The 16421-nt window shown below is 73.4% G+C and carries 14 protein-coding genes; 4 read left to right on the top strand and 10 right to left on the bottom strand.

Annotated elements, in window-relative coordinates; genetic code table 11:
- Positions 1-28 precede the first annotated feature (28 nt).
- On the bottom strand, positions 29-823 hold the full coding sequence (locus K7C20_RS32750) for an AfsR/SARP family transcriptional regulator (RefSeq protein ID WP_030984772.1): 795 nt from the start codon (positions 821-823) through the stop codon (positions 29-31).
- 267 nt (positions 824-1090) lie between these two features.
- Between K7C20_RS32750 and K7C20_RS32745 the strand changes: the two genes are divergently transcribed.
- The 4 genes from K7C20_RS32745 (at position 1091) to K7C20_RS32730 (ending at position 5703) form a co-directional block, all read left to right on the top strand.
- The gene (locus K7C20_RS32745) at positions 1091-1357 is read left to right on the top strand and encodes a hypothetical protein (RefSeq protein ID WP_030082850.1); all 267 of its coding nucleotides are present in this window, start codon (positions 1091-1093) and stop codon (positions 1355-1357) included.
- Positions 1358-1361: 4 nt separating this feature from the next.
- Entirely contained in the window at positions 1362-3653 is a 2292-nt protein-coding gene (locus K7C20_RS32740; RefSeq protein ID WP_053209014.1) for a TOMM precursor leader peptide-binding protein, read from the top strand.
- A 146-nt stretch (positions 3654-3799) separates the two neighbouring features.
- Positions 3800-5035, top strand: coding sequence for a sensor histidine kinase (locus K7C20_RS32735; protein ID WP_078953088.1), 1236 nt, complete (start codon positions 3800-3802; stop codon positions 5033-5035).
- Between the two features lie 53 nt (positions 5036-5088).
- Entirely contained in the window at positions 5089-5703 is a 615-nt protein-coding gene (locus tag K7C20_RS32730) for a response regulator transcription factor (protein ID WP_030082846.1), read from the top strand.
- A 36-nt stretch (positions 5704-5739) separates the two neighbouring features.
- Here K7C20_RS32730 and K7C20_RS32725 read toward each other — a convergent pair whose 3' ends face one another.
- From K7C20_RS32725 to cimA, 9 genes are all read right to left on the bottom strand, one after another.
- Entirely contained in the window at positions 5740-6576 is an 837-nt protein-coding gene (locus K7C20_RS32725) for a 4'-phosphopantetheinyl transferase family protein (RefSeq protein ID WP_030082844.1), read from the bottom strand.
- A 1-nt stretch (position 6577) separates the two neighbouring features.
- Positions 6578-7828, bottom strand: a complete 1251-nt coding sequence (locus tag K7C20_RS32720; RefSeq protein ID WP_053209013.1) for an acyltransferase domain-containing protein — start codon at positions 7826-7828, stop codon at positions 6578-6580.
- 57 nt (positions 7829-7885) lie between these two features.
- On the bottom strand, positions 7886-9595 hold the full coding sequence (locus K7C20_RS32715) for an acyl-CoA dehydrogenase family protein (protein ID WP_048829599.1): 1710 nt from the start codon (positions 9593-9595) through the stop codon (positions 7886-7888).
- Positions 9592-11334: a fatty acyl-AMP ligase gene (locus K7C20_RS32710; protein ID WP_053209012.1), complete on the bottom strand. Its 1743-nt coding sequence runs from the start codon at positions 11332-11334 to the stop codon at positions 9592-9594. Before K7C20_RS32710 ends, K7C20_RS32715 begins: the two co-directional genes overlap by 4 nt.
- A 129-nt stretch (positions 11335-11463) precedes the next feature.
- The gene (locus K7C20_RS32705) at positions 11464-11664 is read right to left on the bottom strand and encodes an acyl-CoA carboxylase subunit epsilon (protein ID WP_053209011.1); all 201 of its coding nucleotides are present in this window, start codon (positions 11662-11664) and stop codon (positions 11464-11466) included.
- Between the two features lie 140 nt (positions 11665-11804).
- The gene (locus tag K7C20_RS32700) at positions 11805-12434 is read right to left on the bottom strand and encodes an antibiotic biosynthesis monooxygenase family protein (protein WP_048829596.1); all 630 of its coding nucleotides are present in this window, start codon (positions 12432-12434) and stop codon (positions 11805-11807) included.
- Complete coding sequence (locus K7C20_RS32695; protein ID WP_053209010.1) at positions 12421-13401, bottom strand: aromatase/cyclase; 981 nt, start codon at positions 13399-13401, stop codon at positions 12421-12423. The genes K7C20_RS32700 and K7C20_RS32695 overlap by 14 nt, the downstream gene beginning before the upstream one ends.
- Positions 13402-13516: 115 nt before the next feature.
- Positions 13517-14551, bottom strand: coding sequence for a ketoacyl-ACP synthase III family protein (locus K7C20_RS32690; RefSeq protein WP_053209009.1), 1035 nt, complete (start codon positions 14549-14551; stop codon positions 13517-13519).
- A 63-nt stretch (positions 14552-14614) separates the two neighbouring features.
- Positions 14615-16252: a citramalate synthase gene (cimA, locus tag K7C20_RS32685; protein ID WP_030082825.1), complete on the bottom strand. Its 1638-nt coding sequence runs from the start codon at positions 16250-16252 to the stop codon at positions 14615-14617.
- Positions 16253-16421 lie beyond the last annotated feature (169 nt).

Here is a 16421-nt window from a genome sequence, read left to right as displayed (position 1 = left end):
GCCCGGCCGCGGCGGCCCGCGGCCGCCGTCAGCCGGTGGCGGTCAGCGACTGCCCGAGGTCCACGTCGCCGGACAGTACGGCGTGCTGGAGCTGCTGGAGCCGGGCCGACGGCTCGATGCCGAGCTCCCCGACGAGCGCGTCGCGCAGCCGCTGGTACGCCTCCAGCGCACGCCAGGAGCTGCCGGAGCAGTGCAGTGCGGTCATCAGCTGGGCGCAGAAGTTCTCGTGCATGGGGTGCCGGGCGGCGAGGAAGCAGAGTTCGGGCACCACTTCGGTGTGCCGGCCGAGTTTGAGGTCGGCGTCGATCCGGCGCTCCAGACAGGCCATCCGGTCCTCCTCCAGCCGGAGCACCTCCAGTTCCAGTACGCCTCCCACGGGCACATCGACCAGCGCGGGCCCCTGCCAGACCGCCAGGGCCTTGCCCAGCAGGGCGGAGGCGGCGGCGTAGTCATGGGCGTCGTAGGCGCCGCGTCCCGACAGGGCGAGCTGCTCGAACTCCTGGACGTCGACCTGGCCGGGCTGGACCTGGAGGAGATAGCCGCCGTGCTGGGTGACCAGGACTTCCTTGGCGTTGCGCACGGGGTCGCCGTCCAGGGCCACCGCGATCTTGCGGCGCAGCTGGAGGATGTAGGTCTGAAGGGTGGTGGCCGCGCTGCGCGGCACGTTCTGCCCCCAGATCTCCTCCATCAGCGTGGGCACGGTCACCACATGGTCGCCCTGTAGCGCGAGCAGCGCGAGTATCTGGCGCGGTTTGGCGGCGCTCGGCACCAGCGAGACACCGTGCTCGTGGGCGGTCAGCGGGCCCAGAACCTTGATTTCCATGCGTGCTCTCCCCTCGTGAGTCACAACCGCCGGCCACGGGGCCGCGGGTCATCTCGAGCTTCAAGCGAGGTTCGCACCGGGGAGCGCACGAGCCCAGTGAGCCACTCATGAACACAATCATGAAAATGTCATGCCGATGTGGTGAGCCAGGCACTGGGGCCTGTGCCTCCGGCGCCCGCAGAATACTGCCTCACCGGACGCCGGGTCGTCGTGCCGAGTAGTTCAGGCCACCCCGACGGACCGTCCGACAACGGAGGGAACAGTCACATGCCCGCGACGCACCGGACCATGTCCGCCCAGACCACGACCGACACCGCCGCCGACCTCTGCCGTTTCGCCGAACTCGTCGCCCGTGCGGGCCTGGAGCCCGACCTGAAGCGCCGCTACACCAGTGACCCGGCGGCCGTGTTCGCCGAGTTCGGGCTGCTGGGCGCGGAGCCCGTCTACACCGCGCCGTCGCTCGTCATCGAGGATCTCGGACGGCCTGACGCCACGGCCACCACGCTCCTGACCGGTATCCCGTACGCCGTCTGACGCCGTGGAGACCACGGAGCCCTTCGTCGGCTTCCGCCGCCATCTGCGTGCCGAGGTGGTGCCCGACGAGGCCACCTACCTGCTGTCCGGGCGGGGGGTCACCGCGCTGTTCGGCCGGCCCGCCGAGGTCGTCGCGCCGCTCCTCGACGGGACGCGGACACTGTCGAACCTGCTGACGGAGGCGGCCCGGGAGCTGCCCGCGATGCAGGCCGGTGCGGTGGTGGCCGAGCTGGCGACGGCCGGCCTCATCGGCTACCGCCCCGATCCCGGTGTGCCGTCCGACGGTGCGGCCGCGGCCTTCTGGGATCTGGCGGAGGTCTCCGGCCTGCGGTCCGCCCCGCCGCGCCTTCGTCCCACGGTCGAGATCGTGGCCGTGGGACGGTGTGCGGCCGACGGGCTGCGCGCCGCATGCACGGACTCCGGGCTCACGGTGGTCGCGCCCGGCCCCGGCGGCGGCTCGTCTCCGGGCACGGCGGATCTCTCCCTCGTGCTCTGCGACGACTACCTCGCCCCGGACCTGGCGGCGGTCGACACCTGGCACCGTGCACAGGGCCGGCCCTGGCTGCCGGTGCGGCCCGGCGGCGCCGAGCCGTGGGCCGGACCGGTGTTCCGGCCGGACGCGGGCGCCTGCTGGCGCTGTCTGGCGGACCGGCTGCGCGGTCACCGGCGGGGCGAACTGGCCGTGCAGCGCGCCCTGGGGGCGGACCGCCCGGTGGCGGCGCCCGAGGCCTCCCTGGCCGCCGGCCGCGCCATGGGCCTTCAACTCGCCGTGCTGATGGCGGCGACCTGGCTGGGCGGGGTACGACGGGAGAGCCATGACGCGATCTGTGCGCTGGACACCCTGACGCTGCACACCCGGCACCACCTCGTGCACCGAAGACCCCAGTGCCCCGGTTGCGGTGACCCGGGGCTGGTGGCGCGGACGGTGAACCGGCCGGTGGTGCCGGTCTCGCGCACCAAGGCCGCGCACGGCGGCGGCAATCACCGGGCGCTGCCCCCCGAGCAGATGCTGGCGCGCCACGGCCATCTGGTGGGGCCGGTGACCGGCGTCGTCAGCGAGATCCGGCGGGCGGACAACGCCCCTGCCGCGCTGCACTGTTACACCTCGGGGCACAACGTGGCGCTCGGCGGCGGGCTGGGCTGGCTGCGCGGCGGGCTGCGCAGCCTCAGCGGCGGCAAGGGCGTCACCGCGGTCGAGGCGCAGGTCAGTGCGCTGTGCGAGGCCGTGGAGCGCTACTCGGGGACGCGGCAGGGCGATGAGCCGGTGATCCGTGACTCGCTGCGGGCGCTGGGCGGCGACGCGCTGCACCCCAACAGCTGCCAGTTGTGGGCGGCACGCCAGTTCCGTGACCGCGCGAGGTGGAACGCGACCGCCTCCCCGCTCCAGCGGGTCGCCGCGCCCTTCGATGTCACCGCGCCCACCGACTGGACCCCGGTGTGGTCACTGACCCAGCGCCGTCAACGGCTGCTGCCCACCTCGCTGTTGTACTTCGGCCCCGCCCCGGACGGCACCCCGCCCGCGGTGCCGGCCGACTCCAACGGCAACGCGGCCGGCAGCAGCCTGGAGGACGCCATCGTGCAGGGCTTCCTGGAACTGGTGGAGCGGGACGCGGTCGCCCAGTGGTGGTACAACCGGACCCGGCATGCCGCACTGGATCTCGATGCCTTCGACGAACCGTGGATCGCCGGGCTGCGCACGGCCTACGAACGGGATCTGCACCGCGAGGTGTGGGCGCTGGATCTCACCTCGGACTTCGGCATTCCGGTGGTGGCGGCCGTCTCCCGGCGGCGGGACAAGGCCGCGCAGGACATCACCTTCGGCTTCGGCGCGCACTTCGACCCGAGGCTGGCGCTGCGCCGCGCCCTGACCGAGATGAACCAGCTGCTGCCGCCGGTGCTGGGCGCCCGCGAGGACGGCACGGGGTACCTCACCCGGGACCCTGACCTGCTCGCGTGGTGGACCGGGGCGACGGTGGGCGGGCAGCCGTATCTGCGGCCCGACGGCGGGCAGTCCGCGCGCACACCGGGGAGTTACGGCTACCGGCCGCGGGCCGATCTGCGCGACGACATCGCGGCGGCGGAGCGGCTGGTGGCCGAACGGGGGCTGGAATTGCTGGTCTTGGACCAGACGAGGCCGGACGTGGGCATTCCGGTGGTGGCGGTGCTGGTGCCGGGGCTGCGGCACTTCTGGACGCGGTTCGCCCCCGGCAGGCTCTTCGACGTCCCGGTGGCCGAGGGGCGGCTGACGCGGCCGACCCGCTACGAGGACCTGAACCCCGTCCCGCTCTTCGTCTAGGGCCTACGTCCGCCCGCCCCTGAGCCATATGCCAGAGGCCCCGCCCAGCTCCTAAAACCCGCTTCACGGGGCGGTCCAGGCCTAGGTTTGGCCATACTATGCTGTCACGTCCGAGAGCCGCGCAGCCAAGGCACGGGGGGGCATATATGGGTGTCACCGGCGTTCCGTCCGATGCCGACGCGGAGCCGTCACATCAGCGTTCGCGGTGGCCCGCGCGGCTGCCCGACCGTGACCTGCCCGCGCCGCGGCTCGCCCGGACCATCACCATCGTGGTGCTGTTATGCCTGTCGATCGTGGTGTCGCTCAACTCCCTTGAGTACAGCGCCAATATGCCGACCTTGGCCGCGTCGGTGGCCATCGTGCTGGCCGTGTTCTTCCTGCAGTTCCTGCACTCCTCGTCACGGGCCCAGCGCTGGACGACGCGGACGCGGGTGCTGATGCTGCTGACCCAGGCGGTTTTCACCTACGCACCTGTCCTGATCTTCCACCGCACCTGGGTCAGCATGACCGGCCCGCTTGCGGGATCGATTCTCCTGCTGGTGCCGTTTCCGCGGGCGTGGATCCCGTTCGCGGCGACGGTCGCCGTGCCCGCCTCCTTCCAGCTGGTGGTGTCGCTCAGTTGGCTGGAGACGTCGTATCTGGTGCTGTCGACGCTCTTCACGGGCCTGGTGATCTACGGGCTGTCCCGGCTCACCGACCTCGTCCAGGAGGTGCACCGCTCCCGCGCCGAACTCGCCCGGCTGGCCGTCTCGCAGGAGCGGCTGCGCTTCTCGCGGGACCTGCACGACCTGCTGGGCTACAGCCTCTCCGCGATCACGCTCAAGAGCGAGCTGATCTACCGGCTGGTGCCCGGCCGGCCGGAGCAGGCGCGCGACGAGGTCGCCTCCCTGCTGGACATTTCACGTCAGGCACTGTCGGATGTGCGCACGGTGGCCAGCGGGTACCGTGACATGTCGCTCGCCGCCGAGGCGGATTCCGCCGCGGCGATCCTGGCCTCGGCGGACGTGCAGGCGGAGGTCGAGATCGCCTGCGGACATCTGCATCCGGTCATAGACACCGTGCTCGCCACCGCACTGCGCGAGGGTGTCACCAACATTCTCCGCCACAGCAAGGTCGAGACCTGCCGCATCAGCGCCGTCACGGAGGACGAGAGAGTGACGCTGACCCTGACCAACGACGGGGTGCCCGACGATCTGCCCGCGCTCTCCCCCCACAGCGGCAGCGGCATCGGCAATCTCAAGGCCCGGCTCGGCGCGGTCGGCGGCCGGCTGGAGGCGGAACGGACGCGCGACGGGTGCTTCCGGATGGTGGCCGAGGCGCCGACGCGGCCGATCGCCGCGCGCACCACGCAAGACCGGATGGCCGCGAGACCCGCGGCCTGATCGATGCCTGCCCGGCTCCGCGCCGGGCACCTGCCGGCCGGGGGAGACCTGCCATGCTCGCCGTCAAGATCCTGCTCGCCGAGGATGTGCACATGATCCGCGGTGCGCTCATCGCCCTTCTGGAACTGGAACCGGATCTGCGGGTGATCGCTTCCGTGGACCGCGGCGACAAGATCGTGGAAGCCGCGCTCGCCAGCCGGCCCGATGTCGCCGTCGTCGACATCGACCTGCCCGGCATCGACGGGCTGACCGCCGCCGCGGAGCTGCACCAGCGCCTCCCGGACTGCCGCACCCTGATCCTCACCAGCCTCGGGCGGCCGGGGACGCTGCGCCGCGCGCTGGCCTCCCAGGTGACGGGCTTCCTGCTCAAGGACGCGCCGCCCGACCAGCTCGCCCAGGCGGTGCGGAGCGTGGCGGCGGGGCGGCGCGTCATCGACCCGCAACTGGCCCTGGCCGCCTGGGACTCCCCCGAGAACCCGCTCTCGCCCCGCGAACTGGAAGTGCTGCGGCTGGCCGCCCGGGGCGCGGACGCCGCGGAGATCGCGGGCTGTCTGTTCCTCTCGCAGGGCACCGTCCGCAACTACCTCACCGCGATCGTCACCAAGCTCAACGCCCGCAACCGGATCGACGCGGTCCGGATCGCGGAGGAGGCCGGCTGGATCCCGTAGGGGACGGCCGGCGGTAGCCGCACGTCCGGCACGGGGTCAGCCGGTCGTGTCCAGCAGCGCGTCCAGCAGCCCGGCGTCCAGCGCCGTCTGGACGGACAGGTCGGTGCCGCCGCCGAACCCCGCGTCCTGCACGGCGACGCTGACGACGTATTTGTCGTCGACGGCGAAGGTGGCAAAGGCCCAGTCGTCGGCCCCCGCGTCCCGCCCGTCCGGCCCGACCAGCCGGGCCCAGGTGCCGTCCAGCGCGAAGCCGAACTCGGTGAAGCGGAACCGCAGGCCCTGCCCCAGCGCCTTGCTGTACGCCTCCTTCAGCGTCCACAGCCGCACCAGCGTGTCGTTGCGGACCCCGTCGTCCGCGGCATCCAGCCGCTGCCGCTCGAAGGGGGTGCAGCCCTGCGCCTCCGAGCCGGTGCCGGCCATCCGGCGCGCCGCCAGTTCCACGTCGACGCCCACCCGCCCGCGGCTGGTGATGCCCACCACCATCACCTCCTCGGTGTGGCTGAGGCTGATGTCGATCTGGTCGCAGCCGCGGACGAACGGCCGGCCGCCGGGCTGGTAGGCCAGGTCCACCAGGTCCGGCGCGGTCTCGATGGCCAGCGCCGCGGCGTAGCGCAGCAGCAGCCGCGAGGCCAGGAACCGTTCCTTGGCCCGCGGGTGGGTCAGCGTCTGGTAGCGGTGCCAGTCGCGGCCGAGCACGGGGCGCACCAGGGCCACGTCCTGGATGTGCGGCAGCCACTGCGCCAGCCGCCCGTAGACGAGGACCACACCGGTGGCGGCCAGGTCGTCATGGACGGTGTGCCACGGTCCCTGCGGGCCGGCGACGGCCCGGGGGCGGCGGAGCGGGGGCCCGGCAGCGGGGGACGCCGGCGCCATGTCAGGCCCGTACCAGTGGGTCGGACAGCGGGCCGGCGTCCAGCGCGGAGAGCACGCCGGCCAGATCGACGGCGTTGCTCTCCGGGCCCCGGCACACCCCGAGGCAGACGGGGCCGGCCGAGCCGCCCATCCGCCGTACGAACGGGGTGAGCACGACCTTCGGGCCGATCTCCACGACATGGCTGGGGGTTTCCTGGTCGAGCAGTTGCCGTGCCGCGTCGGCGAACCGGACCGGGGCGGTGATCTGCCGGCTCCAGTACGGCGCGTAGAGCGGCTGGGTGGTGAGCCTGCCGTGCACCGTGGAGTAGTAGGGCAGCCGCGGGGCGCCGCCGGGCAGCCGGCGGGCCACCGCCTCGAAACGCGGCAGCATCGGCTCCATCAGCGGCGACTGGAAGGAGTGCGACACCTCCAGCAGGGTGCAGCGGATACCCCGCTCCTCCAGCCGGACCCGGACCCGTTCGAGGCCCGCCAGTTCCCCGGAGAGCACGGTCGCCCGGGCGGCGTTGATCGCGCCGATGACGACGCCCGGCTCACCGGCGATCGCCTCGGTGGCCTCGTAGGGCGCGGCGCAGGTGGCCATCATGCCGCCGTTCGACGCCGGGAGGTACTGCATGAACGCCCCGCGCAGGGCGACGAGTTTGGCGGCGTCGGCGAGCGGCAGCGCCCCGGCGGCGGTCGCCGCGGCGTACTCGCCGATGCCGTGGCCGAGCACCGCGACCGGCCGCACCCCGGCCTCCTCCAGGGTGCGGGCGAGGGCGTACTGCACGGCGAACAGCGCGGGCTGGGTGAAGGCGGTCCGGTGGATCCGGCGGTCACCGCTGAGGATCAGGTCGACGACGGACAGGCCGGTGTAGGGCCGCAGCACGTCGGCGGCCTCGTCGAGGTAGCCGCGGTAGCCGGTGGAGTGCATGTAGAGGCCGGCGGTCATTCCCGGGTGCTGGCAGCCCTGGCCGGTGAAGACGAAGGCGGCGCGGATCCGCCGGCCGCCGCAGGGCCGGATGTCGCGGAGCTGGAGGTAGCGGGTGAGCTCCCGCACGGTGGGGTAGTCCCAGATGTCGGTCGGGTCGATCAGCGGGCCGAACTCCTCCTCGATGTCGCCGTAGAGGCTCAGCGCGGCCACCGAGTCCAGTCCGTACTCCGCGAAGGCGACGTCGGCCGCGACCGGCCTGCCCAGGTAGTGCCGTAGGCGGGCGGTGAGCCAGCCCTCGTAGTCCGGTTCGTTCGGCGGGGTGGCCGGCGGCGTGCTGTGCATGGCGGGCTCCTCAGGGCAGGTCGGGTACGTCGGTACGGCGACGGGGCGCGCGGGTGGTCAGGCCAGCGCGGATCCGTACAGGTCGTAGCTGCGGCGGCCGTGGAGTCTGGCCAGCACCTCGGCCAGCACCCGGTCCTCCTCCGCGGCCGGGCGGTCGGGCAGCGGCAGGCCCAGGCGGCGGCCCAGGCGGTAGAGCGCGGCGGTCGCCCAGGACGGGTCGGCGAGGAAGGCGTCGGAGCCGGCGCGCTGCTCCCGCCACACCCCCAGGCAGGCGGCCGCGGTCAGAACGAGGGAGTAGCGGTCGGCCAGCCCGAACGCGTGCGGGCTGGCCAGCGCCTTGCGGTCGTCGGGGGCGATATCGGTGAACGCCTCGCGCAGATCGGCGAGTTCGGCGGTGCAGGCGCGGGCGAGGAACCGCAGCGTGCCGCCGGGGGACGCGGCCGTGTCGCCCTCCAATTCGTCGGTGCAGGCCACCAGGGTCGCGGCGAGCGGATCGCCGTCGCCGAGCAGCGCGGGCTCCGACAGGTCCAGCGGCGGCAGCCCGTCGTGGATGCGGAACAGCGCGGCCGGTGCCTCGGGGTCGGCGAACCAGGCGTTGCGGGCGAAGTACGGCAGCTGTGGCAGCAGGCTGACCTGGCGCCCTGCGCTGCCGGCGTGGCCGAGCGAGGTGACCGGCAGATCCCGCAGCTGCTTCTGGAACATGGCGTACGCGCCGGCCTCGGCGAAGGTCGCCTTGCCCAGCACCGCCGACATCTCGTCCATGGACTCGGCGAGCAGCTTGGGGGCCTGGTAGGCCGCGGCGGCGGCGTAGGCGCTCATCTGACGGGGCAGCAGATGCAGCGCGCGGGTGGCGACGGCGGCCAGGCAGTCGCTGAGCAGAAGGTCCAGGAACGCGCCGGTCAGCACGTCCCGCACATGCCGTACGTCGAGCGAGGAGCGGCCGTCGGCGCGGCGCCGGGTGGCGAACCGGGCGACGGTGCGCAGCGCGGTGTCCGCGCCGGACAGCACGATGGACGGGATCAGCCCCCGGATGACGAGGGAGGAGCGCAGGCTCAGCTCGTAGCCGTCGCCGAGGGAGCCGACCAGGGACTCGCGCGGGACGACGCAGTCGGTGATGCTCAGGCCGCTGAAGTCGGTGCTGCGCATGCCGTTGGTGGCGCGGCGGCCCAGGTTGCGTACCCGGCCTGCGGGGAGCCGGTCGCGGTCGAGCAGCAGCACGGAGTGGGTGCGGCCCCTGGTCTCGCCGGTGCGCGCGAACACCACCAGGCCCGCGGAGCGCGCGGCGTTGGCGATGACCGATTTGCTGCCGTTGAGCAGGAACCCTTCCTCGACGGGCGCGGCCGCGAACTCCTCGCGGACGAAGGCGTTGCCGTGGGCGACCTCGTGGCGGGCGACCGCGATCCGCCGGCCGTCGAGCAGCAGCCGGGCGGCCAGCGCGCACTGGTCGTCCTGGCCTCCGGTCCACACCGGGACGGCCGCGAAGAAGCAGTTCAGTCCGTAGCCGAAGCCCAGGGAGGCGTCGCGGCGGAAGACCGGGCGCAGCACCCGGCCCAGGACGTCCATCCGCGCCAGCCGGCCGCCGTGGCGCTCGGGCACGAACTCGGCGTCGAAGGCGTAGGAGTCCAGCACCGCTTCGGCCGCGGCCAGGGACTCGCCGGCGGCGTCGGCGGCGAGCAGGGCGTCCTGTCCGCAGGGGTTTCGGGGGTCGTCCAGCGGGCCGAACGCGGACTCCAGGCGGTCGATGCGGTCCTGCGCCGGGCCGCTCATCGCACGCTCCCGACCGGCAGCAGCTGCTGGACCTCGGGCTCGATCTGCTGGTGCAGCGGCCGTAGTTCGCCCTGGAGGAACTGCCGTCGCATCGCGGCGCGTTCGACCTTGCCGCTGGTGGTGCGGCGGACCGTACCGGGCCGTACGAGCAGCACCGCGCCGGCCCGTACGTCGTACTCCTCCGTGAGGGCCGCACCGATCGAGGAGGTGAGGGCGGCGAGGTCGATGTCGTAGCGGCTGCCGGCCCGCAACTCCTGCACGACGACGACGCGTTCGGGCTCGCCGGGGACCACGAAGGCGGTGACGGCGCCGAAGAGGGCGCTGAGGCGCTGGACGGTGGTCTCCAGGTCCTGCGGATAGAGGTTGCGGCCGGCCACCACGATCATGTCCTTGAGGCGGCCGGTCACATAGAGCCGGCCGTCCTCGCGGGTGCCGAGGTCGCCGGTGCGCAGATAGCCGCCGCGGCCGGCCGCGGTGGTGCCGTTGAAGGCCGCGGCGGTCTCGGCGGGGCGGCGCCAGTAACCGCGCGCGATGCTGTCGCCGCTCAGCCAGATCTCGCCGATCCGTCCGTCGGGGAGCGGCTTGCGGGTGGCCGGGTCGACGATCAGCAGTTCGCCGTCGGCGGGCTCCCCGCAGTCGGTGAGCAGGCGCCGTGGTGCACCCTCGGCGGGGGCCCGCAGCTCATGGGTTTCCAGGGCGGCGGCGTCGGCGGTCAGTTCGCGGCGCTCGGTCCCGGCCGGTGCGCCGGACGCCAGCAGGGTCGCCTCGGCGAGGCCGTAGCAGGGGGTGAGGACCTCGGGGCGCAGGCCGGCCGGGGCGAACCGTGCGGCGAACGCGCGGAGCGTGGCCGGGCGCACCGGCTCGCCGCCGCTGACGGCGGTCTCCCATCCGGACAGGTCCAGGGTGGCGAGCTGCTCGTCGGTGACGCGCCGTACGCACAGGTCGTAGGCGAAGTCCGGGGCGCCGCTGACCGTGACGTGGTGCTGCCCGATCGCCTCCAGCCAGCGCACCGGGCGCCGGACGAACGCCTCGGGTGAGAGCAGCACGCTGCTGCCGCCGAGCCACAGCGGATGCAGCAACTGGCCGATCAGGCCCATGTCGTGGTGGAAGGGCAGCCAGCCGCCGAGGCGGGCGCCGGGCAGGGTGTGCAGCACCCGGCTGATCGCCCGCTGGTTGGCGAGGAGGTTGTCGTGGGTGACCACCACTCCGCGGGGTTCGCGGGTGGAGCCGGAGGTGTACTGGAGGAAGGCGACCGTGTCGCCGGGCAGGTCCGGTTCCTGCCAGGCCCGGGAGGCGGGGACGACCTCGGCGGCGAGGCAGGGGATATGGCCGTGGCCGTGCCGGGCGAGCAGCCGGGAGACGTCCGGTGCACCGGCCCCGTCCGCCAGGGCGAGGAGGGGCGCGGCGTCCTTGACGATGCCGGCGAGGCGGGCTTCCAGGTTGCCGCGGCCGTCGGGCGGCGGCACCGGGACGGCGAGGGCGCCGGCGTAGAGGCAGGCCAGGAAGCTGATGGCGAACAGCCTGCGGTCGCTGTGCACGATCAGCACGCGTTCGCCGGCGGCCCCCCGGTCCTGGAGCCAGCCGGCCAGCCGCCGGGCGCCCTCGTCCAGCGCCCGGTAGGTCACCACTTCGGGCTGTGCCCGCCCCTCGTATTCGGGCAGCACGATCAGCGCTTCCCGGTCGGGCGTCTGGGCGGCCCTGGAGCGGACGAGTTGGGTGAAGTTGTGGTTGCCGTTCAACGCCTCCCCCTCACATGTCGTGGTGTACGGGCCCGGTCGGCCCCTGCGGCGGTGCGTTGCGGTCGCCGGGCGCGGCCCGTCCGGCGGTGTGCGGCTGCCGGTGGTGCGGTGCGCGCGGCGGCCGCGGGGTCATGGCGTGGACCAGCCGACGGGTGAGCGGCGCGGGCCGTGTGCGCGGCCCCATCCGGCGCGGGGCGGCAGCGGCTCGCCGGCTCCGGGGCCGGCCGCTTCGCCGGCCCGCAGCACGGCGAGCAACACGGTGGTGACGGCGGCCAGTTCGGCCTCGTCCGGTCTCCCCCGGACCACGGTGAACCGTATGTCGTTGGCCATGCCCGCAGGATGCGCCGGGGCGCTCGAAGGGAACTCGTGTCCGGCCGCAAAGATCGCTATACGGTCCGGACGCGGGCGGAAACGGCCGGAGCCGAGGACCGGTGGGTCCTCGGCTCCTGGGGTGCGCGTGCGCGCCGGCGTCAGCGGATGACGCGCTGGTAGGCCATGTGCACGGTCCGTTCGGTGGTGACGTCGGCGATCTCGGAGACCTCCCGCAGCCGGTCCTCGGCCTGCGGGTCGTGCAGCGCGGAGACGCAGGCGTCGCCGTTGCGCCACCACGACAGCCCGAGGTAGGTCATGGGGCTGAGGGTGGAGCGCAGCAGGTCGCTGCCGCCGAACCCGCCGAGCCGGGACCAGCGGTCCGTCAGCGCGCCGAAGCGGTGCTCGAACTCCGCGCCCGAGCCGCGGACCCGGGCGTGGGTGAGCACGACATCGGCGTCACCGACGGCGGCGTCGTGGTGCAGCAGCCGGCCCAGGCTGACGGCCTGGTCGGCCTCGGTCTCGACGAGCGCGCCGAGGCGGCGCACCCGGTCCAGGAAGGTGTCGTCGTGGACGACGTCCAGGAAGTTCCGCAGACTGCGCCAGTGTCCCAAGTGCACGTAGACATGGGGCTGTTCGACGAGCCGCACCGTCACCAGGAAGTCGAACCCCTGTTGTCTGCGCAGGAATTGGGAGTGCTCGTGGAACTCCCGCTCGAACTTACCGGTGTCGCCCTTGACGCGGAACCGGTTGATGACGGTGACGGGCCCGTTGAGGTCACGTCCGGGCATGTGCTTCCTCCGCGAACTGCTTGGCATGGCGCAACGTGGTCGAGCTGTTGGTCCCCAGTGCCCTGCGCACCAGGGTGCGGGCCTCTTCGAGCGTCGCCTCGGCCCCGAGCGTCTGGCGCACCCCCTCGGGATCGAGGGTGACAGTGTGCCAGGAGGTGGCGACCACACCCGTGCCGTGCGGCCCGCGTGGCGTGATTTCCCAGCGGCCGGTGTGGCCGGCCATCGCGACGGGCACCCGAAGCTGCTTGTAGACGATCTCCGCGCGGTCGGGGAAGCAGACCCGCACGGAGGTGGTGTTGTGGGTGGAGCCGTCCGGACTGCGGGTGTCCATGTCCAGGTGCTGGAGGCCCGGTTCGTCCTCGGTCAGCTCCAGCCGTGCCACGTGCGGCAGCCGCTCGGGCCAGCGGTCGGCGCGGTCGAGGAAGGCGTAGACATCGGCGGCGGCACCGTCGATCTCCACCGAGTCGCTGAAGGTGAAGGTGGTCTCGTGGCGCCGGCCGGCGAGTTCGGCGGCGTTCTTCAGCGCCTCCAGTTCGGCGCGGCTGTTGCGGTCGACCGCCTGCTCGATGAGGGCGACGGCGGCCGGATCGTCGCCGACGGCCCGGTAGTCGTGCAGCAGCACCACCCGGCAGCCGCCGTCGTCATCGGGCTGTATCCGCCAGGTCCCGCCCATCGACGCCACGGGCGCGGCGGAGACGACCTGGCGGAAGGTGATGGTGTGGGTGGCGGGGTCGAGGGTGCGGCGCGACGTCCAGTTGCGTACCTCGCCGTTGGCGAACGCCCAGATGTGCAGCAGCTGTTCGCCCCGGGCCTCCTCCAGCACCTCGGCATGCACGGTCGGCCCGAAGACCTGCGGCCAGGCGGTGACATCGGCGACCAGGGCGTAGACGGTGCCGGGCGGGGCGGCGACCGTGACGGTGTGCTCGGTGACATGGGTTGTGCCGGTGGTGGTAACGGTCGGCGCCACGGCGGACCTTCCCTTCGTTACGCGCCGCGCAGGCGGCGGCATCAGACTGGCAGGGGGTGCTTGAGCAGAGCTGGAGTGCGGGTCGGACGGGGTCCGGACCGGCGGCGGGCGGGCCTCAGCCCTGCGCCCAGGCGGGGCGGTCGCAGATCTCCACCACGGCGGCGCCCCAGCTGTAGCCCGCGCCGACGCCGATGAGCACGACCCGGTCGCCCGGCACGGCCCGCCCCGAGGTCACGAGGTGGTCCAGGCCTGCGAACTGGTCACCGGCGCCGAGGTGGCCGACGGTGCGGCTCCACTCCCAGGTGGTGCGGGCGGGGTCGATGCCGTACGGCCGGTAGTAGATGGCCTCCAGCCGGCGGCGGCCGAAGTGCGGCAGCACCACCCACTCCGCCTCGGCCAGCTCCAGGTCCGCGTCCGCCAGGGCCTGTTTGACGACGGTGCGCTGGCCGGTGTTGGCGCGGCTGATGGCGAAGGACATACCGACCCGGCCGACGAAGGCGCGCTTGGCCTCCTCGAAATCGACCGGGGTGCGGTGGCTGAACGGGGCCGGGCCGAAGGGTTCGTCGCCGCGGTGCATCGGCTCCAGTTCGGGGTCGGCGAGCAGCGCCAGCGACCGCAGCCGGGCGAAGCCGCCCTGCCGGGAGAGCACCAGGGCGCTGGCCCCGTCGGCGTAGGGGGTTCCTGGGTCGGTGCGCCAGCGGTCGATGCCGGGCGCGCAGAACCGGTCGGCGGCGCTGAGCAGGGCGTCCCGGCGGCCTGCGGCGGCGGTCAGGTAGGCGGTGGCGAGGTCGAGGGCGGCCATCCCGCCGTTGGACATCTGCCGGATCTCGATGGCCGGGCAGGTGTTGCCGACCGCCTCCCGCTGGATGTAGGAGGCGACCGGCCACAGGTCCTGGCCCTGGTGGTAGGTGTCGGCGTGCAGGATCAGCGCGACGTCGCCCGGGGCGGACGCGGCCCTGGCGAGAGCCGCGCGGGCGGCCGCCGCGCCCATCTCGGCGGCCGACTCGTCCGGCGAGTGGGCCACCGACAGCATGCCGGTCGCCCGCGCCACCTGGGGCGGGCAGCTTCCGTCGGCGACGGCGTCGGCGATCGCTAAAGAGGAGGGCAGCCTGGTCGCGGTCCCCCGGATGAAGATGTCGTCCACTCGCACAGCCACTCCTGGAGTGTGGTTCGCGGCCGGCGCGGCCGGGTGCCCGGCGGCGCGCCGGCGGGTTCAGTCGGCAACGGCGGCGGTCGGCAGCGCCCGGTAGCGGTCCTCTCCGGTGCGCGCACCGGAGATCAGCACATAGCGGACCGCGTCGAGCAGGGCCCGCCAGGACGCGGCGACGGTGTTCTCGTCCACGCCGACGGTGCCCCAGCGGCGCTGCCCGTCGCTGAAGGTGATCAGCACCCGGGCGGCCGCGCCGCTGCCGCCGCTGCCGGGCAGCACCCGCACCTGGTAGTCGACGACCGCCAGCGCGGTGAGCTCGGGGAAGAACGGGTCGAGTGCGGTGTGCAGCGCGCGGTCCAGGGCGTTGACCGGCCCGTTGCCCTCGCCGGCGGCGCTCAGCGGTACCCCGTCGACCCGCAGCCGTACGGAGGCCTGGGTGCGGGTGCCGCCACCCGGCTGCCGGTCGACGCCGACCCGCCAGGTCTCGACGTCGAAGGGACACTCCAGCGATCCGGCGACGGCCCCCTGGAGCTCCTCGCGCAGCAGCAGTTCGAACGAGGCGTCCGCGGACTCGAAGCTGTAGCCGCGGCTCTCCAGGTCCTTGATGCGGGCGGCGGCGCGGGCGACCGGCTCGGAGCCGGCCTCGACGTCGTAGCCCAGTTCGCGGGCCTTGAGCTCCACGGAGGAGCGGCCTCCCATGTCGGAGACGAGGGTGTGCATCGCGTTGCCGACCAGCGCCGGGTCGATGTGCTGGTAGAGGCCGGGGTCGACGCGCAGTGCGGAGGCGTGCAGGCCTGCCTTGTGGGTGAAGGCGCCGGCACCGACGTACGGGGCGGCGGCACGCACCGGAATGCCGGTCAGTTCGGCGACGGACCGGGCGGACAGGCTCATCTCCCGCAGCTGTTCGAGCGAGACCACCTCCAGGCCGCGCTGGAGCAGCAGATTGGCCGTGACGGTGAAGAGGTCGGCGTTGCCGCAGCGTTCGCCGTACCCGTGGGCGGTGCCCTGGACGTGGTCGGCGCCGGCGTCGACGGCCGCGAGGGTGTTGGCGACCGCGCAGCCGGAGTCGTTGTGGCAGTGGATGCCGAGGCGGACGCCGGTCGCGGTACGGGTGTCGTCGACCACCGCGCCGATCCGGTCCGGCAGTCCCCCGCCGTTGGTGTCGCACAGCACCACCGCCTCCGCGCCCGCGTCGGCGGCGATCCGCACCACCTCCAGGGCGTATTCGCGGTTGAGGCGGTAGCCGTCGAAGTAGTGCTCGGCGTCGACGAAGACCCGCCGGCCGGCGTGCACGAGGAAGCGCACGGTACTGCCGATCATGGCGAGGTTCTCGGCGAGGGTGGTGCGCAGGGCCAGTTCGACATGGCGCGGATGGCTCTTGGCGACGATGGTCACCACCGGTGTGCCGGCGGAGACCAGCGCACGCACCTGCGGGTCGTTGGACACCATCGCGCCGGGCCTGCGGGTGGCGCCGAACGCGGCCAGCTGCGCGGTGCGCAGGTCCAGTTCCTGTTCCGCGCGGCGGAAGAACTCGGTGTCCTTGGGGACCGCTCCCGGCCATCCCCCCTCGATGAACCCGACGCCGAAGGCGTCCAGATGGCGCGCGACGGCGAGTTTGTCCTCGACCGTGAGCACCATGCCCTCCTGCTGCGTTCCGTCGCGCAGGGTGGTGTCGTAGAGCTGGAAACGCTGCTCGGCCATGGTCCCTCCGTCCCTGACTCACGCCGCCCTCGGTCGGCGGCTCGGAGCGGTCACGGTCGGGCGGTGGGGTGGAGCGGGGATGGAGGGCCGCTCAAGCCGCCGCGGGCCCTGCCGAGGGGCCGCCGGGCGCGGGGGGCACGGGCGGGTCGAGGGGCGCAGGACAGCGGGA

Origin of the sequence: Streptomyces decoyicus (assembly GCF_019880305.1) — a bacterium.
Classification (GTDB): domain Bacteria; phylum Actinomycetota; class Actinomycetes; order Streptomycetales; family Streptomycetaceae; genus Streptomyces; species Streptomyces decoyicus.
Note: the sequence above shows the minus strand (reverse complement) of the source record. Positions and strands in the feature narration are given on the sequence as shown.

Coding starts and splice junctions, on each gene's coding strand:
- K7C20_RS32750 (WP_030984772.1), bottom strand. CDS start 823: ATGGAAATCAAGGTTCTGGGCCCGCTGACCGCCCACGAGCACGGTGTC.
- K7C20_RS32745 (WP_030082850.1), top strand. CDS start 1,091: ATGCCCGCGACGCACCGGACCATGTCCGCCCAGACCACGACCGACACC.
- K7C20_RS32735 (WP_078953088.1), top strand. CDS start 3,800: ATGGGTGTCACCGGCGTTCCGTCCGATGCCGACGCGGAGCCGTCACAT.
- K7C20_RS32730 (WP_030082846.1), top strand. CDS start 5,089: ATGCTCGCCGTCAAGATCCTGCTCGCCGAGGATGTGCACATGATCCGC.
- K7C20_RS32725 (WP_030082844.1), bottom strand. CDS start 6,576: ATGGCGCCGGCGTCCCCCGCTGCCGGGCCCCCGCTCCGCCGCCCCCGG.
- K7C20_RS32720 (WP_053209013.1), bottom strand. CDS start 7,828: ATGCACAGCACGCCGCCGGCCACCCCGCCGAACGAACCGGACTACGAG.
- K7C20_RS32715 (WP_048829599.1), bottom strand. CDS start 9,595: ATGAGCGGCCCGGCGCAGGACCGCATCGACCGCCTGGAGTCCGCGTTC.
- K7C20_RS32705 (WP_053209011.1), bottom strand. CDS start 11,664: ATGGCCAACGACATACGGTTCACCGTGGTCCGGGGGAGACCGGACGAG.
- K7C20_RS32700 (WP_048829596.1), bottom strand. CDS start 12,434: ATGCCCGGACGTGACCTCAACGGGCCCGTCACCGTCATCAACCGGTTC.
- cimA (WP_030082825.1), bottom strand. CDS start 16,252: ATGGCCGAGCAGCGTTTCCAGCTCTACGACACCACCCTGCGCGACGGA.